At 71.9% G+C, this 24,707-nt stretch carries 21 protein-coding genes; 17 read left to right on the top strand and 4 right to left on the bottom strand.

Annotated features, from left to right (window positions below; translation table 11 throughout):
• The first annotated feature begins 292 nt into the window (after positions 1–292).
• From ACIQFU_RS07565 to ACIQFU_RS07535, 7 genes are all read left to right on the top strand, one after another.
• Positions 293–3,991, top strand: a complete 3,699-nt coding sequence (locus ACIQFU_RS07565) for a nitrate reductase subunit alpha (protein ID WP_402549739.1) — start codon at positions 293–295, stop codon at positions 3,989–3,991.
• Between the two features lies 1 nt (position 3,992).
• Complete coding sequence (gene narH, locus ACIQFU_RS07560) at positions 3,993–5,540, top strand: nitrate reductase subunit beta (protein ID WP_402549737.1); 1,548 nt, start codon at positions 3,993–3,995, stop codon at positions 5,538–5,540.
• Positions 5,537–6,397 (top strand): nitrate reductase molybdenum cofactor assembly chaperone, encoded by an 861-nt coding sequence (gene narJ / locus ACIQFU_RS07555; protein WP_402549735.1) that lies wholly within the window; start codon positions 5,537–5,539, stop codon positions 6,395–6,397. The genes narH and narJ overlap by 4 nt, the downstream gene beginning before the upstream one ends.
• Positions 6,394–7,152, top strand: coding sequence for a respiratory nitrate reductase subunit gamma (gene narI / locus ACIQFU_RS07550; RefSeq protein ID WP_402549734.1), 759 nt, complete (start codon positions 6,394–6,396; stop codon positions 7,150–7,152). Before narJ ends, narI begins: the two co-directional genes overlap by 4 nt.
• A 60-nt stretch (positions 7,153–7,212) precedes the next feature.
• Positions 7,213–7,794 (top strand): helix-turn-helix domain-containing protein, encoded by a 582-nt coding sequence (locus tag ACIQFU_RS07545; protein ID WP_402549732.1) that lies wholly within the window; start codon positions 7,213–7,215, stop codon positions 7,792–7,794.
• A gap of 145 nt (positions 7,795–7,939) precedes the next feature.
• Positions 7,940–8,755, top strand: a complete 816-nt coding sequence (locus ACIQFU_RS07540; RefSeq protein WP_402549730.1) for an SAM-dependent methyltransferase — start codon at positions 7,940–7,942, stop codon at positions 8,753–8,755.
• Positions 8,756–8,795: 40 nt separating this feature from the next.
• Positions 8,796–9,629: an alpha/beta fold hydrolase gene (locus ACIQFU_RS07535; protein ID WP_402549729.1), complete on the top strand. Its 834-nt coding sequence runs from the start codon at positions 8,796–8,798 to the stop codon at positions 9,627–9,629.
• Between the two features lie 99 nt (positions 9,630–9,728).
• Here the strand turns inward: ACIQFU_RS07535 and ACIQFU_RS07530 are convergent, their stop codons facing one another.
• Entirely contained in the window at positions 9,729–9,932 is a 204-nt protein-coding gene (locus tag ACIQFU_RS07530; protein ID WP_003978336.1) for a cold-shock protein, read from the bottom strand.
• A 331-nt stretch (positions 9,933–10,263) separates the two neighbouring features.
• Here ACIQFU_RS07530 and ACIQFU_RS07525 point away from each other — a divergent pair, with 331 nt between their 5' ends.
• Positions 10,264–11,028, top strand: coding sequence for a hypothetical protein (locus ACIQFU_RS07525; protein ID WP_402549727.1), 765 nt, complete (start codon positions 10,264–10,266; stop codon positions 11,026–11,028).
• 35 nt (positions 11,029–11,063) lie between these two features.
• Here ACIQFU_RS07525 and ACIQFU_RS07520 read toward each other — a convergent pair whose 3' ends face one another.
• Together ACIQFU_RS07520 and ACIQFU_RS07515 are read right to left on the bottom strand one after the other, a co-directional pair.
• Positions 11,064–12,485 carry a Gfo/Idh/MocA family protein gene (locus ACIQFU_RS07520; RefSeq protein WP_402549725.1) on the bottom strand — a complete coding sequence of 474 codons (1,422 nt, stop codon included), beginning with the start codon at positions 12,483–12,485 and terminating at the stop codon, positions 11,064–11,066.
• A gap of 206 nt (positions 12,486–12,691) precedes the next feature.
• Complete coding sequence (locus ACIQFU_RS07515; RefSeq protein ID WP_402549724.1) at positions 12,692–13,537, bottom strand: GntR family transcriptional regulator; 846 nt, start codon at positions 13,535–13,537, stop codon at positions 12,692–12,694.
• Positions 13,538–13,763: 226 nt separating this feature from the next.
• Between ACIQFU_RS07515 and ACIQFU_RS07510 the strand changes: the two genes are divergently transcribed.
• From ACIQFU_RS07510 to ACIQFU_RS07490, 5 genes are all read left to right on the top strand, one after another.
• The gene (locus ACIQFU_RS07510; protein ID WP_402549723.1) at positions 13,764–15,032 is read left to right on the top strand and encodes an extracellular solute-binding protein; all 1,269 of its coding nucleotides are present in this window, start codon (positions 13,764–13,766) and stop codon (positions 15,030–15,032) included.
• A gap of 48 nt (positions 15,033–15,080) precedes the next feature.
• On the top strand, positions 15,081–16,061 hold the full coding sequence (locus ACIQFU_RS07505; RefSeq protein WP_402549721.1) for a carbohydrate ABC transporter permease: 981 nt from the start codon (positions 15,081–15,083) through the stop codon (positions 16,059–16,061).
• Positions 16,058–16,909, top strand: coding sequence for a carbohydrate ABC transporter permease (locus ACIQFU_RS07500; RefSeq protein WP_402549720.1), 852 nt, complete (start codon positions 16,058–16,060; stop codon positions 16,907–16,909). The genes ACIQFU_RS07505 and ACIQFU_RS07500 overlap by 4 nt, the downstream gene beginning before the upstream one ends.
• Before the next feature lie 77 nt (positions 16,910–16,986).
• Entirely contained in the window at positions 16,987–18,606 is a 1,620-nt protein-coding gene (locus ACIQFU_RS07495) for a beta-N-acetylhexosaminidase (RefSeq protein ID WP_402549719.1), read from the top strand.
• Entirely contained in the window at positions 18,603–20,042 is a 1,440-nt protein-coding gene (locus ACIQFU_RS07490; RefSeq protein WP_402549717.1) for a cellulose binding domain-containing protein, read from the top strand. Before ACIQFU_RS07495 ends, ACIQFU_RS07490 begins: the two co-directional genes overlap by 4 nt.
• 16 nt (positions 20,043–20,058) lie before the next feature.
• Here ACIQFU_RS07490 and ACIQFU_RS07485 read toward each other — a convergent pair whose 3' ends face one another.
• Complete coding sequence (locus ACIQFU_RS07485; protein WP_402549715.1) at positions 20,059–20,280, bottom strand: hypothetical protein; 222 nt, start codon at positions 20,278–20,280, stop codon at positions 20,059–20,061.
• A gap of 372 nt (positions 20,281–20,652) precedes the next feature.
• On the opposite strand from ACIQFU_RS07485, the gene ACIQFU_RS07480 reads away from it, so the two are divergent.
• The 4 genes from ACIQFU_RS07480 to ACIQFU_RS07465 are packed head-to-tail and all read left to right on the top strand — an operon-like array spanning position 20,653 to position 24,698.
• Entirely contained in the window at positions 20,653–21,480 is an 828-nt protein-coding gene (locus ACIQFU_RS07480; RefSeq protein WP_402549713.1) for an endo alpha-1,4 polygalactosaminidase, read from the top strand.
• Between the two features lie 37 nt (positions 21,481–21,517).
• Positions 21,518–22,846, top strand: a complete 1,329-nt coding sequence (locus tag ACIQFU_RS07475; RefSeq protein WP_402549711.1) for an ABC transporter substrate-binding protein — start codon at positions 21,518–21,520, stop codon at positions 22,844–22,846.
• A 14-nt stretch (positions 22,847–22,860) separates the two neighbouring features.
• The gene (locus tag ACIQFU_RS07470) at positions 22,861–23,811 is read left to right on the top strand and encodes a carbohydrate ABC transporter permease (protein WP_402549709.1); all 951 of its coding nucleotides are present in this window, start codon (positions 22,861–22,863) and stop codon (positions 23,809–23,811) included.
• Positions 23,808–24,698, top strand: coding sequence for a carbohydrate ABC transporter permease (locus ACIQFU_RS07465; RefSeq protein ID WP_402549708.1), 891 nt, complete (start codon positions 23,808–23,810; stop codon positions 24,696–24,698). The genes ACIQFU_RS07470 and ACIQFU_RS07465 overlap by 4 nt, the downstream gene beginning before the upstream one ends.
• The last annotated feature ends 9 nt before the right edge of the window (positions 24,699–24,707 follow it).

The following is a 24,707-nucleotide window of genomic DNA, read 5'->3' as shown; positions in this document are numbered from 1 at the left end:
CGGCCGGACGCGGTGACCGCCCGGGCGGGCGCCCCGACGCGTCCCGGGTGCCGTCGGCCGGGGACGGGGGATTTCAGCGGCCGGCGGCCTGCGGGTGCGTCGGACCGATGGGCGCCGCCCGATCGATCACCGTCAGCATGCACCCCGGGGCGCGCCGGGCCCTGCGCCGACCGGCCCTGTTCGCAGGGCCGTTGGTCCCTGCCCCGGGCTGGGGAAGGGGGCCGGTCGCCCGGCGGGCGGGGGCCGCGCGACCCCGGGTGTGCCCGGCGGGCGCGGCCTAGCGTTCCGGACCATGGAGAACGATCGCGAGGGGCGGCGCCGGCAGTCGGGCGTCGCGGAGAACTGGCCGCTGGCCGCCCGCAGGCTGCTGACCCGCCGGGAGGTGTCGGCCGACGGCCGCGCCGTGTTCGGCGAGGGCGACGAACACTGGGAGGGCTTCTACCGCGACCGCTGGTCGCACGACAAGGTGGTGCGCTCCACCCACGGCGTCAACTGCACCGGGTCCTGCTCGTGGATGGTGTACGTCAAGGACGGCATCATCACCTGGGAGCACCAGGCCACGGACTACCCCTCCATCGGCGCCGACTGCCCCGAGTACGAGCCGCGCGGCTGCCCGCGCGGGGCGTCGTTCTCCTGGTACACCTACTCCCCCAGCCGGGTCCGTTACCCGTATGTCCGGGGCGCGCTGCTGAAGCTGTGGCGCGAGGCACGGCGGCGCCTGGGCGACCCGGTGGCGGCCTGGGCGGAGATCACCGGCGACCCGGCGAAGGCGCGCGCGTACAAGCGGGCCCGCGGAAGGGGCGGTCTGGTCCGCGCGGACTGGGACGAGGTCAACGAGCTGGTGGCCGCCGCGCACGTGCACACCGTCAAGGCGTACGGTCCCGACCGGGTGGCGGGCTTCTCACCCATCCCCGCGATGTCGATGGCGTCCTTCGCGGCCGGGTCCCGGTTCATGTCGCTGATCGGCGGCACGCTGCTGTCGTTCTACGACTGGTACGCGGACCTGCCGGTCGCCTCGCCGCAGGTCTTCGGCGACCAGACGGACGTGCCGGAGGCGGCGGACTGGTGGAACGCGGGCTATCTGGTGATGTGGGGCTCCAACATCCCGGTGACCCGCACCCCGGACGCGCACTTCCTCACCGAGACCCGTTACAACGGCACCAAGGTCGTCGCGGTCTCCCCCGACTACGCGGACAACGTGAAGTTCGCGGACGAGTGGCTGGCTCCGCACCCGGGCACGGACGGGGCGCTGGCGATGGCCATGGGGCACGTGATCCTGCGGGAGTTCCTCGTCGACCGCGAGGTGCCGTACTTCTGGGACCACCTGAGCACCTACACGGACGCACCGTTCCTGGTGACCCTGCGCGAGAGCGGTCACGGGCTGGTCCCGGACGGCTTCCTCACCGCGGCCGACCTCGGCAGCGAGGAGGAGCACGCGCGGTTCAAGACGGTGCTGCTCGACGGGGCCACCGGCGAGACGGTGGTCCCGGGCGGCTCGCTCGGCTTCCGGTGGGGGGAGGCCGGGCGGGGCCGCTGGAACCTCGACCTCGAAGGCGTCGAGCCGGAGCTGAGCCTGCTGGAGACGGCCGAGGAGATGGCCGAGGTGGCGCTGCCCCGGTTCGACGAGGGCGCCACCGAGGGCGGCTCGGTCATGGTGCGCGGGGTGCCGGCGCGGCGGATCGGCGGCCGGAAGGTCACCACGGTCTTCGACCTGATGCTGGCCCAGTACGGGGTGGCCCGTCCCGGCCTGCCGGGCAGCTGGCCCACCTCGTACGACGACGCGGACCAGCCGTACACGCCCGCCTGGCAGGAGACGATCACCTCCGTGCCGGCCGCCCAGGCGGCCCGCATCGCCCGCGAGTTCGCGCGCAACGCCGAGCGCACCAACGGACGTTCGATGATCGCCATGGGCGCGGGTACCAACCACTGGTTCCACTCCGACACCATCTACCGTGCGTTCCTGGCCCTGACCACCATGACCGGCTGCCAGGGCGTGAACGGCGGCGGCTGGGCCCACTACGTCGGCCAGGAGAAGGTCCGCCCGCTGACCGGTTTCCAGCACCTGGCGTTCGCCTTCGACTGGCAGCGGCCGGCCCGGCACATGGCGGGTACCTCGTACTGGTACCTCAACACCGACCAGTGGCGCTACGAGGCGTTCGGACCCGAGGAGTTGGCGTCCCCGCTCGGGGAGGGCCGGTTCCGGGGCAAGGCGTTCGCGGACTGCCTGGCACAGGCGGTGCGCCTGGGCTGGTCGCCGGGTCACCCGGGCTTCGACCGCAATCCGCTCGACCTGGCCGACGAGGCGGCCGCCGCGGGGCGAACGGTCGCCGATCACGTGGTGGACGAGCTGAAGGCCGGGCGGCTGCGGTTCGCGGTCGAGGACCCGGACGATCCGGCCAACTTCCCGCGGGTGCTGACCGTGTGGCGGGCGAACCTGCTGGGTTCGTCGGGCAAGGGGAACGAGTACTTCCTGCGGCACCTCCTGGGCACCGACGCGGCCGTCCGTTCGGCCGAGACCCCGCCGGAGCAGCGGCCCGAGGAGGTGGTGTGGCACGAGCAGGCGCCGGAGGGGAAGCTCGACCTGCTGGTCACCATGGACTTCCGGATGACCTCGACGGGACTGCTGTCCGACGTGGTGCTGCCGGCGGCCACCTGGTACGAGAAGGACGACCTGTCCAGTACCGACATGCACCCTTTCGTGCACGCCTTCACCCCGGCCATCGCACCGCCCTGGCAGTCGCGCACCGACTACGACACCTTCCTCGGCATGGCCGACCGGTTCAGCGAGCTGGCGGCCGAGCACCTGGGCACCCGCACCGACGTGCTCGCGGTGCCGTTGCAGCACGACACGCCGGACGAACTCGCCCAGCCGGGCGGGGCGGTGCGGGACTGGCGCGCCGGTGAGTGCGAGCCGGTGCCGGGGCGGACGATGCCGAAGCTGGTCGTGGTCGAGCGGGACTACGCGGCCGTCGCGCAGAAGATCCGCGCCGTCGGCCCGCTCCTGGACACCCTCGGCACGACCACGAAGGGCGTCACCGTCCATCCGGACCGCGAGGTGGAGGAGTTGCGGCACCGCTGCGGCACGGTGCGCGAGGGGGTGGGCGCCGGCCGCCCCTCGCTGGCCACGGCGACCGACATGTGCGAGGCGATCCTCGCGCTGTCCGGCACCACCAACGGGCGCCTGGCGACCGAGGGGTTCCGGGAGCTGGAGCGGCAGACCGGCAGCGAGGGCCTGGTGGAGCTGTCCGCCGAGCGCGAGGCCGAGCGGATCACCTTCGCCGACACCCGCACCCAGCCCCGCTCGGTGATCACGTCGTACGAGTGGTCCGGCTCGGAGACGGGCGGGCGCCGCTACTCGCCGTTCGTCATCAACGTCGAGCACAAGAAGCCCTGGCACACCCTCACCGGCCGCCAGCACTTCTTCGTCCAGCACGACTGGATGGCCGAGCTGGGTGAGCAACTGCCCGTCTACCGGCCTCCGCTGAACGCGATCGGGCACTACGGCGACGAGCACCTGCACGAGGACGGCCGGGCGGAGGTCACGGTCCGCTACCTGACCCCGCACTCGAAGTGGTCCATCCACTCGAACTACCAGGACAACAAGTACATGCTCGACCTGTCCCGGGGCGGCCCGGCGATCTGGATGTCCACGGCCGACGCGGAGAAGATCGGCGTCCGGGACAACGAGTGGGTCGAGGCCTACAACCGCAACGGCGTGGTGGCGGCCCGTGCGGTGGTCACCCACCGGATGCCCGAGGGCACGGTGTACATGTACCACGCACAGGACCGGAACGTGAACGTGCCGAAGACCGAGATCAGCGGCAGGCGCGGCGGCATGCACAACTCGCTCACCCGGCTGCTGGTCAAACCCACGCATCTGGCGGGCGGCTACGCCCAACTCACCTACGCCTTCAACTACTACGGGCCGACCGGCAACCAGCGCGACGAGGTCACCGTGATCCGCCGTCGCAGCCAGCGAGTGGAGTACTGACATGCCCCGTGGCGAAGCCACTGTCGGACGGGTGATGGCCCAGATCGCCATGGTGATGAACCTCGACAAGTGCATCGGGTGCCACACCTGTTCGGTGACCTGCAAGCAGACCTGGACCAACCGGACCGGCGTCGAGTACGCCTGGTTCAACAACGTGGAGACCAAGCCGGGCATCGGCTATCCGCGCCGCTACGAGGACCAGGAGAAGTGGAAGGGCGGCTGGACCCTGGACCGCAGGGGGCGGCTGGTGCTGCGCTCGGGCGGCCGGGTCAGGCGGCTGCTGTCCCTGTTCTCCAACCCGGACCTGCCGGTCATCGAGGACTACTACGAGCCGGTGACCTACGACTACGACAACCTGGTGAGCGCCCCCGCCGGTCCCGACATGCCGGTCGCCCGTACGCGCTCGGTGCTGACCGGCCGGCCCGCCGACATCACCTGGGGCGCCAACTGGGAGGACGGTCTGGGCGGTGCGCCCGAACACGCGGGCGGCGATCCCAACCTGAGCGGGGAGTGGGCCGAGAAGGTCCGCTTCGAGTTCGAGCAGACCTTCCTCTTCCACCTCCCGAGGCTGTGCGAGCACTGCCTCAACCCGGCCTGCGTGTCGGCCTGCCCGTCCGGCGCGATGTACAAGCGGGTGGAGGACGGCATCGTCCTGGTCGACCAGGACCGCTGCCGGGGCTGGCGGATGTGCGTGACGGCGTGCCCGTACAAGAAGGTGTACGTCAACCACGCCACCGGCAAGGCCGAGAAGTGCACGTTCTGCTTCCCGCGCATCGAGGCGGGACAGCCCACCGTCTGCTCGGAGACCTGCGTCGGCCGGCTGCGCTACCTGGGCCTGCTGCTGTACGACGCCGACCGGGTGGGCGAGGCGGCGGCGACCCCGGACGAGCAGGACCTGCTCGACGCCCAGCGCGGTGTCTTCCTGGACCCGCGCGATCCCGAGGTGATCGCGGCGGCGCGGGAGTCGGGCATCCCGGAGGACTGGCTGGAGGCGGCCCGCCGCTCGCCGGTGTACGACCTGGTCGCCCGGTACAAGGTGGCGCTGCCCCTGCATCCGGAGTACCGCACCCTGCCGATGGTCTGGTACGTGCCGCCGCTATCCCCCGTCCTGGACGCGGTCACGGTGGCGGGCGGCGACCAGGACGACCCGGACCACGTGTTCGCGGCGGTCACCCGGCTGCGGATCCCGCTGGAGTACCTGGCGAGCCTGTTCACGGCCGGGGACACGGACGTCGTGGGCGGGGTGCTGATGAAACTGACCGCCCTGCGCTCGTACATGCGCGCCGTGTCCCTCGGCGAGGAGGGGGACGAGGCGGCCCTCAAAGCGGTCGGGCTGGACGCCGGCGAGGCCCGTGACCTGCACCGGCTGCTGGCGGTGGCGAAGTACGCCGACCGCTACGTCGTTCCGGCCGCGCACAAGGAGGACGCGGCCGCGCTGAGTGCCATGGAGAGCGGCTGCCCCGTGGAGTCCGCCGGTCCCCCGTCCGGCGGCACGGTCTCCCTCGGCATGCCCACCCTGCGCCGTACCTCGTCGGAAGGCCCCGCATGAGCCCGCTGCCCACCACCGTCCCCGCCATCGTCCGCACCCGGGTCCGCGCGGCCGTCCGGCGCCGGGCGCCGATGTCCCCCCGGGAGGCGGAGGGCCGTGCGCTGCTGCTACGTCTGCTCTCGCTGCTGTCGCAGTACCCGGACGAGGAACTGGCCTCGCAGCGACCGCGGTTGGCGTCCGCCGTCGCGGCTCTGCCGGCGTCGCCGGCCGCCTCGGAACTGAGCGCCTTCATGGACTGGTTCGCCGCCGAGGAGCCCGACGCGCTCGCCCGGCACTACGTCGAGACCTTCGACCTGCGCCGCCGGAGCAGCCTGTACCTCACGTACTACCTGCACGGCGACACCCGGCGCCGGGGCATGGCCCTGCTCACCCTGGCCCGGCGCTACCGGGCCGCCGGGTGGGACACCGACGGCGGGGAACTGCCGGACCACCTGCCGGTCGTACTGGAGTTCGCCGCGCTCGCCGGGCCAGGCACGGGCGAGGCGCCGCTGCGGATGCACCGGCGTGGGCTGGAGCTGATCCGGCACGCGCTGACCGAGTCCGGCTCCCCGTACCGGCACGTGCTGTCGGCGCTGCTCGGTCTGCTGCCGCCGACGACCGACGCGGACCGGGCGGCCGTGGCGAAGCTCGCCGCCGAGGGCCCGCCCGAGGAGGAGGTGGGCCTCGATCCCTACGGGGATCCCCACAGAGATCCCTACGCAGGCCCGCACGGAGGCCCCTACGGAGACGGTCTCGGCCACCCGGCCTACGGGCAGGGCGAGTTCGCCCCGCCGTCCGCCTTCGTACCGCCGACGGCCGCTCCGCCGACCCGGGCCCCGCGCACGGCGGACGGCCCCCGCACCGAAGGCCGCTCATGAGCACCACCTCCCCGTCCCTCGTCGCCGCGTCGGCGAACGGCGCCGATCTCGTCCTGTGGGTCGCCGTCCCCTACATCTGTCTCGCCGTGTTCGTGACCGGGCACGTGTGGCGCTACCGGCAGGACCAGTTCGGCTGGACGTCGCGCACCAGTCAGCTCCTCGAGCACCGGTGGCTGCGCTGGGGCAGCCCGCTGTTCCACCTGGGCGCGTTCATGGTGATCGCCGGGCACGTGGTGGGGCTGGCCGTGCCCGCTTCCTGGACCGAGGCCGTGGGCGTCGACGAGCACCTGTACCACGCGGGGGCGGTGTGGGCCGGTTCGGTGGCGGGCGTGGCGATGGTCGCGGGGCTGGGCATGCTGTGCGCCCGGCGGCTGCTGTCCAGGCGGATCCGGCTGGGCACCGACCGCAGCGACAAGGTGCTGTTCCCGCTGCTGGCCCTCACCGTGCTGCTGGGCATCTCCGCCACCGCCGCGCACAACGTCCTCGGCGCCGGGTACGACTACCGGGGCACGGTCTCGGTCTGGTTCCGCGGCCTGTTCGTCCTCGGACCACGGCCGGAGGCGATCGCCGGTGCCCCGCTGCTCTTCAGGCTGCACGCGCTGAGCGCCTGCCTGCTCTTCGCCGCCTGGCCGTTCACCCGGCTGGTGCACGTCTGGAGCGCGCCGGTCGGTTACCTGGTCCGGCCCTATCTGGTCTACCGGCGGCGCGGCACCCCGGAACCGGTGCCGCGGGCCCGGTCGAAGAGCAGGCTGTAGGCCCGTGCGGTGGCGTCGCGGCCCGGATGACAGTCCCTGTCCTCGCGTAGACTCCGCGGCATGGGTCGATGGGAGCCGAACGCGCGCGGCCGCCTGGAGCAGGCTGCGCTGGAGCTGTACGTGGAGCGTGGCTACGAGCAGACCCCGGTGGCCGAGATCACCAAGCGCGCGGGGCTGACGGAGCGGACCTTCTTCCGGCACTTCGCCGACAAGCGGGAGGTCCTCTTCGCCGGCTCCGGCAGCCTGGAGGAGCTGTGCGTGGGCGCCGTCGCGGCGGCGCCCGCGACGGCGGCTCCGATGGAGGCGGTGGCCGCCGCCCTCGACGCCGCGGCGGGCGTCTTCGAGGAGCGCGGCGATCTGGTCGGCCTGCGGCAGAGCGTCATCGACGCGAACGCGGAACTGCGGGAGAGGGAACTGATCAAGCTCGCTTCCCTCTCCGGCGCGCTCGCCGAGGCGCTGCGCGAGCGCGGTGTGGACGAACTGGGCGCGGAGCTGACCGCCGAGGCGGCGATCGCCGTGCTCAAGGTCGCTTTCCGCCGCTGGATCGACGAGGGCCGGCGGCGACCGCTGCGGCCCCTGCTCACCGAGTGCTTCGACGTGCTCCGCACGGCAGCCGCGCGGGGTGCGGTGGGCGCCGGTTAGCCGTGCGGACCGGGCGCCGCGCGAGGCCCGGTGGCGCCTGGGCTGCTGTGCCGACGTGGAGTGTGAACAGGCGTACAGAAAGGGGCCGTTGCGACGTAGGTTGTGGTCAAGCACCCACGCCTCGGCTGAAAGACGGACCGCACCCATGAGCGACCCCTCGACGACCCCCGGCAACGCCACGCAGCAGAAGATCGACACGTCCGTGCCGCACTCGGCCCGGATCTGGAACTACTGGCTGGGCGGGAAGGACAACTACCCGGTCGACGAGCAGGCCGGCGACGCCTACACCGCCGTCTTCCCCGGCATCGTCACCATCGCCCGCAGCAGCCGCGCCTTCCTGCGCCGCAACATCACCCACCTGGTCGCCGAGGCGGGGATCCGGCAGTTCCTCGACATCGGGACCGGACTGCCGACCGCCGACAACACCCACGAGGTCGCCCAGCGCATCGCTCCCGAGACGCGCATCGTCTACGTCGACAACGACCCGATGGTCCTCGCCCACGCCCGTGCGCTGCTCTACTCGACCCCGGAGGGCGCGACCTCGTACATCGACTCCGACGTGCTCGACCCCGACGCCGTCCTGGCGGCCGCCGCCGAGACGCTGGACTTCGACGAGCCCGTCGCCCTGATCCTCAGCAACATCCTGGGCCACATCCCCGACTACGACCGGGCGCGCTCCGTCGTCACCCGGCTCGTCGGCGCCCTGCCGTCCGGCAGCTACCTCTCGATCAACGACGGTTCGCGGGGGATCGACCCGGAGTTCGAGCGGGCCCAGGACGGCTACAACGAGAGCGGTGCCGCACCGTACATCCTGCGCACCGTCGACCGGATCACGGCGTTCTTCGACGGTCTGGAGCTGGTGGAGCCCGGTGTGGTCCCGGTGACCCAGTGGCGTCCCGAGGCGGGCGCCGAGGCCCCGAGGCCCATCGGTGAACACGGCGGACTCGCCCGCAAGCCGTGACGTCGGTCCGACCGGCGCCGTACCGAGAGGAAACCGCACCATGTCCGCATGGCCGCTGCCCGAGTCGTTCGCCGGCCGTTCGGGCACCGTCCGCTGGAACCGGCTGGGCGACCCCGGCGGGCGTCCGCTGGTTCTGCTGCACGGCACGCCCTTCTCCTCGTACGTCTGGCGCGCGGTGGCCCGCTCGCTGGCGCGCGGCCACCAGGTGTTCGTCTGGGACATGCCCGGCTACGGGCTGTCGGAGAAGGCCGCCGGACAGGACGTGTCCCTGGCCGCGCAGGGCCGGGTCTTCGCCGAGCTGCTGGACCACTGGGGGCTGGAGCGGCCGCTCGTGGCCGCCCACGACTTCGGCGGTGCCGTCGCGCTGCGGGCGCATCTGCTGCACGACGCCCGCTACGCGGCGCTCGCCCTGGTCGACCCGGTCGCGCTCGCGCCCTGGGGGTCGCCGTTCTTCCGGCTGGTCCGCGAGAACGCCGAGGTCTTCGGGCAGCTGCCCGAGGCGCTGCACCGGGCGCTGGTGCGCGAGTACGTGGGTTCCACCGGCGGTCCGGGGCTGCACCCGGCGGTCCTGGACCGGCTGGTCGAGCCCTGGCTGGGCGAAACGGGTCGGCCGGCCTTCTATCGGCAGATCGCCCAGGCGGACCAGCGGTACACCGACGAGGTACAGGACCGGTACGCCGGTATCGAGGTCCCGACGCTGGTCTGCTGGGGTGAGGACGATGCCTGGATCCCCGTGGCCAAGGGACGCGAACTCGCCGGTCTCGTCCCCGGTGCCCGATGGGAGCCGATCGCCCGAGCGGGCCATCTGGTGCAGGAGGACGCTCCCGCCGAGCTGACGGCCGCTCTGCTCGACTTCTTCGGCCGCGTTCCCTGACGCGCCCGAGCGCGTCCCGCGGGGCGGCGGTGTGCCACAGGGCGGGCCCCCGGGAAACCAGCGTTTCCCGGGGGCCCGCCCCGCTGGACGGTCTCCCGGTCAGGCGGGGGTGATGTTCTCCGCCTGCGGGCCCTTCTGGCCCTGGGTGATGTCGAAGGTCACGGCCTGGCCTTCCTGCAGCTCGCGGTAGCCCTGGGCGTTGATGTTGGAGTAGTGCGCGAAGACGTCGGGGCCGCCGCCGTCCTGCGCGATGAAGCCGAAGCCCTTTTCAGAGTTGAACCACTTGACAGTTCCGCTGGCCATGCCTTTTTGCCTTTCAGCCGTTATCGGATCCGCACCGCGCGAACCCGGAGGTGGTCGTCCTGGTCCTCCGGCATTGCACAGCAAACCGCCCGCACTCCGGCGCGGGCGGTCTGGGCGAACCACGACATCTGCTGCTGACGCTACACGGCATGTCCGAGCCTCACCAGTGAGTAAGAGGGGTGAGCGGGAACCATGTTGCCGAACAGGGCCCTCGGCGACCGCCGTGCGGGTCCCCGCTGCGCCATACGGGGGAGACGGCGAGGCGGCCGCACAACCCGGTTCCACAAGTGGTCTAGCTATGAAGAGTCCACTCACGGAGTCGGAGATCGATATGACCGTCAGGAAAGCGCTGGCCCTGGTGATCGGCGCTGTCATGTGCACCGGCGTGCTGGCCACCGGCTGCGCCCGGGAGCACGCGGGCGCCTCCTCGCAGGACGCGCACGCACCCGGGAGTTCCGCCTCGCCGCCCCCGGCCCCGCGCCCCGCACCCCCGCGCTCCTTCCCCCGTCCGCTGCCCGGGGTCGGGGCGGTCATGCGGGAGCGTCTCCCGGCCGGGACCCGGCAGGCCCTCGTAGTCACCGGCGAGACCGGGAGTTCGTCGCAGGCCCGGGTGGTGCTCTACGAGCAGTATCCGGCCGAGGGCTGGCGTGCGGTCGCCGGTCCGTGGCCCGCCCACAACGGCCTGCGCGGCTGGACCGACGACCACGAGGCGGGCGACCTGCACACGCCCATCGGTGTCTTCGGCCTCAGCGACGCGGGGGGCCGGCTGCCCGACCCGGGCACCCTGCTCCCCTACGACGAGGATCCGGACTTCTCCGTGTCGGGCACCGGCTATCTGGGCGAGCCCCTGGAGGGGTCGTTCGACTACGTGGTCGCCATCGACTACAACCGGGTGCCCGGCACCACCCCGCTGGACAAGACCCGCCCCATGGGCGAGGACAAGGGCGGCGGGGTGTGGATCCATGTGGACCACGACGGGCCGACCAACGCCTGCGTGTCCCTGAGCGAGGAGCACATGCGCGCGTTGCTGACCGCCCTGGACCCGGACAAGCAACCGGTCGTCGTCATGGGCCCGGAGGAGGTCCTGGCGCGGTAGCGCGCCCTGCGGGCGCGATGGCCGGTGTGCCGCGCTCAGCCGACGGGCGGCATGTCGGTGGGAGCGGAGTCGAGGCCGGCCCTGTGCTCCCGCCAGGCGCCCCGGGTGAAGTCGGGGATCTCGACGGGGCGGCCGCCCCTGGCCAGCGAGGTGACGCTGAGGGGTACGGCAGAGCACCAGGCGGCCGAGTCGTAGATGTCGATGTCCGGCACCAGACCCGCGCGCATCAGCTGGACGGTGCGCCACTGCAGGACGTAGTCCATGCCGCCGTGGCCGCCGTTGTTCGCGGCGTCGTCGCCGACCCGCCGCCACAGCCAGTGGTCGTACTCCTTGCGGTAGGTCTCGAAGTCGCGCCAGGTGTCTCCGCTGTGGTCCGGTTCGATGTAGATGCGGGCGCCGGTCGGGGCGGGGCCCGCGTAGTCCTCGACGATGCCGCGGCTGCCGGCGAGGGTGTTGATCCGGCTGTAGGGCCGGGGCGAACTCACGTCGTGCTCCGCCCGGATCGTCCTGCCCTTCGCCGTTTCGATCATGCAGGTGACCAGGTCACCGTTGATGTAGGTCTCCTTCCAGGAGGGATGGTCGCGAGGGACGAAGCGGGCCCGGTAGTCGGCCAGTCCCCTCGGGGCCGTCGTGGTGGCGCGCAGGGTGGTCATGCGGTCGCCGCGGTTGACGTCCATGGCGGCGGCGATCGGGGCCAGGCCGTGCATGGGGTAGAAGGAGGCGGTGCTGCGGGTGTGCCACAGGCGCCGCCAGGAGTCGGTGTAGTAGGTGTCGGAGAACAGGAGTTCGCGCAGGTCGTGCAGGTAGCCGCCGTGGCCGTTGGTGATGTCTCCGAACAGGCCGTCGTGCGCCGCCCTCAGCATGGCCAGCTCGTTGCGGCCGTAGCTGCAGTTCTCGGACAGGAGCAGATGCCTCCGGGTGCGTTCCGAGGTGTCCACGAGGTCCCACAGCTGGCGCAGTTCCGTCGCGACGGGAAGTTCCACGACGGCGTGCCTGCCGCTGAGCAGCGCGGCCCGGCCGTGCTCGTAGTGGAACTCCCAGGGCGTGGCGACGTACACGAGGTCGATGTCGTCGCGGCGGAGCATCCGGGCGTAGGAGTCGGCGGAGCCGCCGTACTCGGCGGGGCGCGGGTTGCCCTTGCTCTCAAGGCGGTCGGCGGCGCTCTTCGCCCGGTCGGCGCGGATGTCGCAGACGGCGGTCACGGTGCAGCCGGGCACGGCCGCCCAGCCGGTGATCATGCCCCCGCCCCGGTTGCCGAGGCCGATGATCCCGACGCGGACGGTTCGGTGGGCGGCGAAGGGCACGCCGATCATCGACTTCTGGCCGGGCCTGCGGCGGGGCGCCTGTCCGGCCGCCGAGGCGGAGGGGGCGGCGGCCCCGATTCCGGCCGCCAGTGCGCCGGTGGCGGCGGCGGAGCCCAGGAGCAGGCGGCGGGAGACAGCGGGCGTTTCGGACATGACGGCAACACTCCTCGTGGCGGTTCGCATCACGGTGGGGGCGGTGTCGGGCAACGGCGAGCTGTCGAGCTGTCGAACACTGTCGGGGCATGACTCTGCGGGGTCCGCCATGACATGTCAATACATGCTCGATACAAAGCAGTTCCGAGCACTTCCACGCACCGAGGGTGCCGATCGAAGGAGGCTCCAGGGGGCCCGGAGCGCCGCTACATCCCGTCCTGCACCACCCCGCGTGTGGAGAGCGTGACGGGGTCCTTGGTGGTGAAGTCCCCCGGCGGAATGCCCGGATGGTGCCCCTCGCCGAGGGGTGGTCCCGGCTCGCGCGGGCCCAGGGTGAGCCGGGAGACGATGCGGTAGCGGTCCCCCCGGTAGAGGGAGTGCACGTACTCCACGGGCCGGCCCCGGGTGTCGGTGGTCAGGCGCTCGAAGAGCAGCGCCGGGGAGAGTTCGGGCACGTCGAGCAGGTCGGCCTCCGCACGGGTGACCACGGTGGGCTCGATGGACTGCACGGCCTCGCTGACCAGGACGTCGTGCCGCTCGCCCAGGTGCTGGTACAGGTCGCCCTGCTCCAGTTCCTCACTGGTCAGGTCAGAGACCAGGTCGGCGGGGACGTGCAGGTACTCGATGGCCATGGGCGAGCCGTCGACCAGACGCAGTCGGGCCACGTAGTGGATCCGGGCCGCCGGTGACATGCGCAGCTTGCGGCCCACCCGGGCGCCCGCGGGCAGGGTGCTGACCTCCAGGAGCCTGCTGGTCCAGGCGCCGGAGGCCTGCGGGAGGCTGAACGCCTGCCGGCCGGAGACCAGTTCCTGGGTGATCTTCTCGGCGGCGACGAACATGCCCCGTCCGTGTTCGCGCACCAGCAGCCCGGCGACCACCAGTTCGTCGACCGCGGCACGCAACGTGGGCCGGGAGACGCCGAGTTCGGCGCACAGGGTGCGCTCCGAGGGGATCGCGTCTCCCGGGCGCCTCTCCTCGATGAGTTCCAGGACGGCGTCGCGGACGCGCTCCCGCTTGAGCACCGCACCGGAGGCGGCGGCGTCGATCTCCATGCAGTACTCCCCTGACTGGTCTACTGGTCAGCCGAGCTTACCTGTCCAGATCGGTCACGATCCAGCCACTCCCGTCGTCCGACGGGCCGAAAACCCGTGCGTACGTGAGGGGTTGACGCCCTCATTGGTCCATGCCACCTTCGTGCAACGCCGACTGGTAAATCATGTGCCCCTTACTGGTCAAGTGTGGGTGCATCGTCCCTTCCAGCTCTCCCAGAGGTGAACCGTGAAGTACCGTTCGCTCGCCCTGCTCTCCGCGCTGGTGCTCGGCGCCGGGCTCACCGCCTGTTCCTCGTCCGGCGACGCCGCCTCGGACGGCGACGGCGGCAGGACCGCTCTCGACGTGTGGCTCATGCGCGACAGTGTCTCGGCCGAGTTCCAGAAGGAGTTCGAGACGGGCTTCGAGAAGGCCCACCCCGACATCGACCTGAGAATCCAGATCCAGGAGTGGGAGGGCATCGGCGAGAAGGTGACCGCCGCACTGGCCAGCAACGACGCCCCCGACGTCATCGAGGTCGGCAACACCCAGGTCGCCCAGTACGCCCAGAGCGGCGGCCTCACCGACTTCTCGGACCGCGTCGGGGAATTGGTCGGCGGTGCCTGGCTGAAGGGGCTCGCGGAGCCCGGGTCGTACGACGGCAAGCAGTACGGCATCCCGTACTACGCGGCCAACCGGGTCGTCATCCACCGAACCGACCTGTTCGAGAAGGCCGGCGTCGACGCCTCGCGGATCAGGACCCGGGACCAGTGGATCGCCGCCACCCGCCGACTCGACAGGGACGGCACGCAGGGGATCTACCTGCCGGGCCAGAACTGGTACGTCCTGTCCGGCTTCGTCTGGGACGAGGGCGGCGACCTGGCCGTGAAGGCCGGCGGCGAGTGGAAGGGCGGCCTCGACAGCCCCGGGGCACTGAGGGCGATGGACTTCTACCGGCGCCTCCAGGCCCTCGGAAAGGGCCCGAAGGACTCGGACGAGGCCCAGCCGCCGCAGGCGGAGGTGATGGCGAAGGGGCAGGTCGCCCAGATCATCGCGGTACCGGGCGGGGCCAGGGTCATCGAGGAGAAGAACCCGGAACTCAAGGGAAAGCTGGGCTTCTTCCCCGTCCCCGGCAAGACCGCCGACCGTCCGGGAGCCGTCTTCACCGGCGGGTCCGACCTGGTCGTCCCGGCCGTCGCCGCCCACCAGGACCAGGCGTTCACCCTCATCCGCGAACTGACGGGTGACGCGTGGCAGAAGAAGCTCGCCGTCGCCATGAGCTACGTGCCGAACAAGACCACCCTGGCGGGTGCCGTCGCCGACGACCCGGGCACCGCCGCCATGGCGGCCGGCGCCGCGAACGGACACGCCACGCCCAACACGCCCCAGTGGGCGGCGGTCGAGGCCAAGAACCCGGTCAAGGAGTACATGACGGCCGTACTCACCGGCAAGGACGCCGAGTCGGAGGCGGCGAGGGCGTCCCGGACCATCACCGAGACGCTGGGCGGCGACTCCTGAACCGCGGCCGCCCCCACACCACGACGAGCACGAGAACCAGGAGGCGACGTGTCGAGTGTCCGTGAGCGGAGCGTGCCGCGTGATGCCGGCCGGCGCCCGCCCGCAGCAGCCGGGCACACCGGCACACGCGGCGGGACCGGACGGGGCGCCCTCTGGCCGTACCTTCTGATCGCCCCCGCGGTGCTGGGCATGCTGTACCTGCTGCTCTATCCGCTGGCCCGCGCCGTCCTCATCTCCTTCCAGGACTTCCGGCTGCGCCAGCTCATCCTGGGCGACGCCGACTTCGTCGGGCTGCGCAACTACCGCACCCTGCTCGGCGATCCGGAGTTCTGGGAGGTGGTGCGCCGCACCTTCGTCTTCATGGCGGTCGGTGTCGTGGCCGTCATGGTGCTGTCCACCCTGGTGGCGCTGATGACCGAGCGGCTGGGCCGGGCGGCCAGGACCGTGGTCCTCAGCTCCCTGGTGCTGGTCTGGGCGGTGCCGGTGGTCGCGGCCACCACCGTCTTCCAGTGGCTGTTCCACTCCGAGTTCGGCATCGTCAACGAGACCCTCACCGGCCTCGGGTTCCACTCGTACGAGGGCTACCCCTGGTTCGCGCACGGCGGGGCCGCCTTCGGCATCGTGGTGGGGCTGATCGTCTGGCAGTCGGTCCCGTTCGCCGCGATCACGCTTTACTCGGCGCTGGTCACGGTGCCGGCCGAGCTGTACGAGTCGGCGCGGATGGACGGGGCGGGGGCGGCGCGCGTCTTCCGTTCGGTCACGTTCCCGCTGATCCGGCCGATCTTCATGCTGGTCCTGTCGCTCGAAGTGATCTGGACGTTCAAGGCGTTCGTGCAGATCTGGGTGATGACCCGCGGCGGGCCGGGCGAGGCCACCACCATCCTGCCGGTGTACGCCGTGCAGACCGCGCTGGCGGGCCAGCGCTACGACCTGGGCTCCGCCGCCTCGATGCTCACGGTCCTGCTGATGAGCGGCGTCCTGGTCCTCTACTTCCGTCAACTGTTCCGTCAGGAGGGCGAGCAGCTGTGAGCACCCCGCGTCCCCCGCTGCGCCGCGTGCTGCGCCGCCTCCCGCTCAACGCCGCCGCCGCGCTCACCGTCGTCATCTGCCTGTTCCCCGTGTACTGGATGGTCACGACGGCCTTCAAGCCCTCCACGGACATCCAGTCCTACGATCCCCGGCTGGTGCCCCGCGCCTGGACTCTGGACCACTTCCACGACGCGGTGGGTGCCGACGGCTTCGCGCTCTTCTGGCGCAACAGCGTCCTGGTCACCCTCAGCGCCGTCCTGCTCGCCCTGCTGGTCGCCCTGGGTGCCGCCTACGCCGTGGCCCGCATGCGCTGGCGCGGGCGCCGGCAGTTCATGCTGGCGGTGTTCGTCGCGCAGATGGCGCCCTGGGAGTCGCTGATCATCCCGATCTACATCATCTCCCGCGACACCGGGATGCTCGACCGGCTGCCGACGCTGACGCTGATCTACTTCATGATCACGCTGCCGTTCACGGTGGTGGTGCTGCGGGGATTCATCGCCGGCATCCCGCCGGAGCTGGAGGAGGCCGCGCAGGTCGACGGCTGTACCCGGGCCGGCGCCTTCCGCCGGGTGGCGTTCCCGCTGCTCGCTCCCGGTCTCATGGCCACCTCGCTGTTCGGCTTCATCACCGCCTGGAACGAGTTCACTTACGCCAACTTCCTCATCATCAAGCAGCAGGACAGCCGCACGCTCCCCGTGTGGCTCTCCTCGTTCCAGTCGACCTTCGGCACCGACTGGGGGGCCACCATGGCGGCCGCCACGCTCTTCGCCCTCCCCGCGCTGGTCATCTTCCTCGCCCTGCAACGGCATGTGACGGCCGGGCTCGCCTCGGGGGGCGTCAAGGGCTGACCGCGTCCGCCGTCCCCGCCTTCGCCCCGCGTCCTTCTCCCCCACCGTCGTGCACCGCCGAACACCGGAGCCGTCCCGTGGACCTGCCACGCCCCGAACTGGCCCTCCTGCCCCGCCCGACCCGCCTGTCCACCCGCTCCGGCCGCTTCCGTCTCGACGGCACGACCCGGCTGCGGGTCACGCCGGGGGCAGGTCCGGCCGCGACCCTGCTGCGCACCCTCCTCGCCCCGGCCACCGGACTGCGCCTGGACTCCGCGGCCGACGGTGCATTCGTCCTCGCCCTCGACCCCGCCCTGACCGGCCTCGGCGACGAGGGGTACGGCCTGACCGTGAGCCCCAAGGGCGTCCTGCTGCGGGCCGCCCGCCCGGCAGGTCTCCTGCACGGGGTGCAGACGGTGCGGCAACTCCTGCCCTACGACGCCCTGTCCGCGCGGCCGGTGCGCGGGGTGCCGTGGGAGCTGCCGGCCGTGGAGATCACCGACGTGCCGGGCCACGCCTGGCGCGGCTCCATGCTCGACGTGGCCCGGCACTTCCAGCCGGTGTCGTTCCTGCGGCGCTACGTCGACCTGCTGGCGCTGCACAAGCTGAACGTCTTCCACCTGCACCTCACCGACGACCAGGGCTGGCGGATGCCGGTGGCCGCGTACCCCCGGCTCACCGAGGTCGGCGGCCGGCGCGCGGAGTCGATGGTGGGCCCCGCGGGCAGCGCACGCTTCGACGGCGTGCCGCACGGGGGCTCCTACACCCGGGCGGAGCTGCGGGACCTGGTCGGCTACGCGGCCGAACGCGGCGTGAGCGTACTGCCGGAGACCGGTGTGCCGGGACACGTCCGCGCCGCCCTGGCCGCCTACCCCGAGCTGGGCACCGACCCCGCACGCCGGCTGGACGTGTGGACGCGCTGGGGCGTGTGCGAGAACGTCCTCGGCACCGGCGACCACGTCCTGGACTTCTTCCGCAGCGTGCTGGACGAGGTGATGGACGTCTTCCCCTCGCCGTACGTCCACATCGGCGGGGACGAGGTTCCCACCACGGAGTGGGAGCGGAGCCCGCGGGCCCGGGCCCGTGCCGCCCGTGAGGGGCTGGCGGGGCCGCGCGCGCTGCATCCCTGGTTCATCGCGCGTTTCGCCGAGCACCTGGTGCGGGCGGGGCGCAGGCCGGTCGTCTGGGCCGAGAGCGGCGTCACCCTGCCCGTGGACTGCACGGTGATGAGCTGGCGGGAACCCGCGCACGCCCGGGCCGCGGCACTGCGCGGGCACCAGGTCGTCCACGCCGACCACCGCGCGGCCTACTTCGACTACGCGCGCGGCCCCGGTCCGGGCGAACCGCCCGCCCAGCCCGGCGGGATCGTGGACCTGCGCGCCGTCCACGACGTGGACCTCGCGCCGCCGACGCCGGAGGCAGCGTCCCTGGTGCTGGGCGCCCAGGGGCAGTTGTGGACGGAGTTCGTACGGACTGCCGAGCACATCGAGTACCTGACCTACCCGCGGCTGTGCGCGCTCGCCGACCGGGTCTGGGGCGGCACGCCGGACTGGCCGGGCTTCAGCGCCCGGCTGGCCGGGCACCGGGCCCGCCTGGACGCCCTCGGCGTCCCGCACGCCGCCGCGCCGCCCGGCCTCCCCAAGTCGTTCCCCCACGCCACGCACCACCCATCGACGCTCCCGCGCAGGCGGGAGCCGTGCCGAAAGGATCCCGCATGAGGAACCGACCCACCGCGGGCCGTGCCCGCCTGGCGCTGGCCCTGTCCGTGCTCCTGGGCGGCGGTGCCCTGACCGCCCTTCCCGCCCAGGCCGCTCCCGCCGCCGACGGGCTCGCCGTCCAGTACCGCACCAGCGCGAGCGGGGCCACCGCCGACCAGTCGGAACCCTGGTTCAAGGTCCGCAACACCGGCTCGTCCACGGTGCAGCTGAGCCAGGTGAAGATCCGCTACTACTTCAAGGCGGACTCCCCGAACGCCTCCTACCGCTTCGCCTGCTCCTGGGCGGTGCGCGGCTGCGCGGCCGTCACCGGCACGTTCGGCACCCTGGGCAACCCGACGGCGACGGCCGACCGCTACCTGGAGATCGGCTTCACCTCGGCGGCCGGCACCCTGGCGCCCGGGGCGGACACCGGTGACCTGCAGCTGCGCTTCTACCAGAGCAACTGGCAGACGCTGCGGCAGTCCGACGACTACTCGTTCAACGGCGCCCAGACCTCGTACGGGAACTGGGACAAGGTCACCGCCCAGCTGGCCGGCGCCACCCTCTGGGGCGCGGCCCCGGAGGGCAACGACCCCACGGACCCGACCGATCCCACCGACCCGACGGACCCGACCGACCCGCCCGGTGGAGGTCAGACCCTGTTCGACGACTTCGACTACGCCTCCCACACCGATCCGGCGCTCCCGGCGCACGGCTGGAGCGTGCGCTCCAACTCCGGCGGGCCCGGCGTCCCCGGCGCGACCTGGGACCCGTCGAAGGTCACGTTCGTCTCCGCCGGCGGCAACTCGGTGATGAACCTGGAGACGTCCACGGCCGGCACCGGCGCGTCCACCACGCAGACCGAGGTGCTGACCAAGTCCATGAAGTTCAAGGACGGCACCTACGCGGCGCGGGTCAAGTTCGCCGACACACCGAAGTCCGGGCCCGACGGGGACCACCTGGTGCAGACCTTCTTCACCATCAACGACCTCAAGGCGCCGATGGCCGACGACTACGCCGAGTACGACTTCGAGTACCTGCCGAACGGAGGGTGGGGCGAACCGTCGGACATCCTGTACACGACCTCCTGGGAGACCTACAACCCGGATCCCTGGCAGGCCGTCAACCAGCACTCCGAGCGGCGCGGCAGCTACGCCGGCTGGCACGATCTGGTGGTGACGATCGACGACAGCGCCATCACGTACTACGTGGACGGGCAGTTGTTCGGCACGCACGACGCGCAGTACCTGCCGGAGCGGCCGATGTCGATCAACTTCAACCAGTGGCTGATCGACCTGGACGGCCAGACGTCGGCGGCGCCGCGCGCCTACGACCAGCAGGTCGACTACGTCCTGCACGTCAAGGACCGGGTGCTCACCCCGGCCGAGGTCGCCGCGAGGGTCGCCGGGTACCGCGCCGCCGGGACCGGGTTCGTGGACGAGGTGCCCGCCTCGTGACCCCGAGCGGGGGCGGTCAGAACAAGCGTTCCTGACCGGCCGCGGGCCGTCCCCGCCGGGTGCGCGGCCGGGTACCGGGTGTCGGTGCCGTCTCCCCGAACAGGGGGGCGGTGCCGTACTCGTCGGGCTCGGCCGGGACGGTGGCGGGCCCGGTGTTCACGTTGAGGACCAGTGGGGCGTCCCGGTCGAAGTCGCCGGGCGTCATCGCCACCCACTCACGGTCCTGCCGCTCTCCCACGCACCGACACCTCTCTCGCGCCGCCCGCCGCGACCACGCGACGCTACCAGCCCCGTGGGGGCGGTGCGATCACGGCTCCCACCTGGTACGCGTGCATCGTTCCCGGACAACCGCGGGCCGATACATTGTGATCGATTCTGCAACAACCGAGCGCTTTCCGATCACATTCACGCACCCGCTCTCTCGCTTCGGACTCTTGACAGGGCCTGGATCCGGTCGATTTACTCCCGGTCAACGCCGATGCCGTGTGATCGGCGGCAGAGGTACGCCCAGCCGGTAGCTGGCTTCGCGCCAGGAGCCCGGACTGAGTCGCCAGGACGGCCACGCGCCTCCGAGGCGGGGACGTGCCCACCATCCTCCGGAGCTCGAACCATGAGCCGTACGCAGGCGCACACCCGAAGGAAGCCGGTGCTGGCCGGCCTCGGCGCCACCGCCGTCCTCGTCACCGCCGCCGCCCTCGTCCCGGGCGGTGCCCGGGCCGAGGCGGCCGCCTACACCCCGCCCCCCGCGCACGCGGGCTTCGACTACCAGATCGGCGGCGCCTACACCCCGCCGGCCGGCGTGGAGGTGGTCAGCCGCGACCACTCGGCCTCCCCCGCGGCGGGCCTGTACAACATCTGCTACGTCAACGCCTTCCAGGCCCAGCCCGGCGCCGAGGGCGACTGGGACGACGACCTGCTGCTGCGCGACGCGAACGGCGAGGTCGTCTACGACACCGACTGGGGCGAGGCCTTCCTCGACATCCGCACCGCCGGCAAGCGCGAGCGCATCGCCGAGAAGGTCGGCACCTGGATCGACGGCTGCGCGGACAAGGGCTTCCAGGCCGTCGAGCCGGACAACTACGACAGCTACACCCGCGCGGACGACCTGCTGGACGCCGCCGACGCGCAGGGGCTGATCAGGCTCCTCGCGCAGCGCGCGCACTCCGACGGACTTGCCATCGGGCAGAAGAACACCGTCGAACTGGCCCCGAACCGCGAGGAGAACGGGCTGGACTTCGCGGTCGCCGAGGAGTGCGGCGAGTGGGACGAGTGCGGCGACTACACGGCCGAGTTCGGCGACCGGGTGATCGTCGTCGAGTACACCGCCAAGGGCCTGTCGAAGGCGTGCGCGGGTTTCGGCGACGAACTGAGCGTCGTCCGGCGCGACCTGGACGTGTCACCGAAGGGCAGCAGCGGCTACGTCCGTGAGACCTGCTGACACCGCCCGACGGCCAGTCCAGTCCTTGGAGGTACAGATGGATGCGGTCCGACGTGCCGCGCGCCCCTCACGCAGGGGTGTGCTGCGGGCCGGCGGTGGTGCCGCGCTCGCGGCGGTCGCGGGCACCGCGGTGACCGGCTGCGGGGCCGGTACGGACGACGGCGTCGCGGCCGACGGCACGGTCACCGTCGAGATGTGGCACGGCCAGGCGGACACGGCGAAGAAGGTCCTGGAAGGCCTCGTCGCCGACTTCGAACGGTCGCACCCGAAGATCAGGGTGAAGCTGGGCGGCGGCGTGCTGTCGGACGTGATGCTGCAGAAGGTGACGGCCGCCCTCGCCGCCGGTTCCTACCCGGACATCGCGTACATCTTCGGGTCGGACCTGGCCCGGGTGGCCCGCGGCCCGCAGGTCGTGGACCTCACCGACATGGTCGGGTCCGGGCCCGTGCCGTGGAAGAACTACTGGGCGGCCTCCAGGGACGCCGTCACGCTCAACGGCAGGGTCAGGGCCGCCCCCGCGGTGCTCGACTCGCTCGCCGTGGTCTGCAACAGGAAGCTGTTCCGCGAGGCCGGTCTGCCGCTGCCGAAGGCCGGCTGGACCTGGCGGGACTTCGTCTCCTGCGCCCGCACGCTCACCGAGTCGGGCCGGGGCCGGTTCGGCACGGGCTGGCCGGGCACCGGCGACGAGGACACCGTGTGGCGTCTGTGGCCGCTGATCTGGGACCTGGGCGGCGACGTCGTCGACGAGGGCGGCAAGGGCATCGGCTTCGCCGGCACCGGCGCCCGGGCGCTGGAGGTGGTGGCCGACCTGGCGCGGGACAAGAGCGTGTACATCGATCCCAAGCCCGGCAGCGAACAGATGTACCAGGTGTTCCAGTCCGGCCGCATGGGCATGGTGGTCACCGGCCCCTGGCAGCTGCCCGACATCGAGACCGCCCGGATCGACTACCACGTCGTTCCCCTGCCCTCCTTCAGCGGGCGCCCGGTCACCATCTCGGGGCCCGACACCTGGACGATGTTCGACAACGGCGAGGCACGCTCCGGGGCCGCCCGTACCTTCCTGAGCTGGCTGGCCCGGCCGGAGCAGGACGTGCGCTGGGACATCCGGGCGGGCAGTCTCCCGCTCAGCCGCCGCACCGAGGCCCTGCCCCAGTGGCGGGACAAGGTCGCCCGCACCGAGGGCCTGGACGTGTTCACCAAAGCACTGGAGACGGCGCGGGTGCGTCCCGTCCACCCGGCGTACCCGGAGGTCTCGCAGGCGCTGGGGCAGGCGGTCGTCGCCGTGCTCCTGGGGCGCAGCACGCCCGAGAAGGCGCTGCGGGCCTGCGCCGACGACGCCAACGCCGCCCTGCTCATACCGCGTTGAGGAGCCACACCGCCATGCCGCGCCTCCCCCGCCCCATCACCGTCGAGGGCCCGCCGCCGGACCCCCGCCCGTTGCGCCGCAAGCGCCGCCGCGAGACCACCGCCGCCTGGGCGTTCGTCTCGCCGGCGGTCCTGATCGTCCTCGGCCTGAGCATTGTCCCGGTCGTCTGGTCGCTGCTGCTGTCCTTCCAGGCCAGCGACCTGGTGACGCCAAGCCGCTGGGTCGGCCTGGACAACTACCGTGCCCTCGCCCAGGACCCGAACTTCAGCCAAGCGGTCCGCAACACCCTGCTCTACACGGTCCTGTACGTACCGCTGAGCCTGCTGTTCGGCCTGGCCCTCGCCCTGGTCCTGAACCGGCGCATCCGCCTGGTCGGCCTCTACCGCACCCTGATCTTCGTCCCGTTCGTACTGTCGGCGACCGCGCAGGGCGTGCTGTTCTCGTTCATCCTGGACCCGGAGTTCGGCGCGGCCAACTCGGTGCTGCACCGCCTCGGCGTCTCGTCGCAGGGCTTCCTGTCCGATCCCTCGCAGGCGCTGCTCGTGCTGGTGGCGATCACCCTGTGGAGCGGCACCGGGTTCTGTGTCGTCGTCTACCTCGCCGCCCTCCAGGACGTGCCGCAGTCCCTGATCGAGGCCGCCCGCCTCGACGGCGCCGGACGCCGGCACCTGCTGCGCCACGTCACCCTGCCCACGCTCACCCCGGTCACCGTCTTCCTGGTGCTGTGGCAGGCCATCCAGTCCCTCCAGGTCTTCGACCTCGTCTACGTCACCACCAAGGGCGGCCCGCTCGGCTCGACCACGGTGATCGTCTACTTCATCTGGGAGCAGGCCTTCAAGAACGCCACCGCCGGGTACGGGGCGTCGGCCGCGTACGTCCTGGCCGTCGCCCTCGCGCTGGTCGCGGGTGCCGTCCGTCTCGTCCGGCGTCGGGGACGCCACCGTCTCGAAGGGGCCCGGTCATGACGGCGACCTCCACCCGGCCGGACACCGCGAACGCCCTGGCGACGCCGCCCGCCACCACCGCACGGCGCCGCCCGCGGCTCCCGTTCAGCCCCTGGCACCTGCTGCTCGCACCGCTCGCCCTGGTCTTCGCCGTGCCCCTGGTGTGGCTGGTGCTCAGCTCGGTGATGAGCAACGCGGAGATCAACCGGTTCCCACCGGCTCTGTGGCCGTCCGGCATCGACCTCGGCGGCTACCGGTACGTGCTGGGCAACGCGATGTTCCCGCGCTGGTTCGTCAACTCCCTGGTCGTCTCCGCCGTCACGGTCGCCGCGAACCTGGTCTTCGGCTCGCTCGCCGGGTACGCGTTCGCCCGGATGCGGTTCGCCGGCTCCCGGGTGCTGCTGGGGCTGATGCTGGCCACCATGGCGGTGCCGTTCCAGCTGACGATGATCCCGACGTTCCTGGTGATGAAGAAGCTCGGCCTCATCGACACCCTGGGCGCGCTGATCGTGCCGTCGCTGGTCACGCCGTTCGCGGTGTTCCTGCTGCGGCAGTTCTTCCTCTCGCTGCCCAGGGAGCTGGAGGAGGCCGCCTGGATCGACGGCTGTTCACGGCTGCGGGTGCTGTGGCGGATCGTGCTGCCGCTGTCCCGTCCGGCGCTGGCCACGGTGGCCGTGCTCACCTTCCTGACCACGTGGAACGACCTGACCTGGCCGCTGATCGCCATCAACCACGACACGCAGTACACGCTGCAGTTGGGCCTGACCACGTTCCAGGGGCAGCACCACACCCAGTGGGCGGCCGTGATGGCGGGCAACGTCATCACCGTGCTGCCGGTCCTGCTCGCCTTCCTCGGCGCGCAGAAGACCTTCATCCAGTCGATCACCTCCAGCGGGCTCAAGGGCTGACCGCCCGCC

Source organism: Streptomyces sp. NPDC093065 (genome assembly GCF_044754585.1).
Lineage (GTDB): Bacteria > Actinomycetota > Actinomycetes > Streptomycetales > Streptomycetaceae > Streptomyces.
Note: the sequence above shows the minus strand (reverse complement) of the source record. Positions and strands in the feature narration are given on the sequence as shown.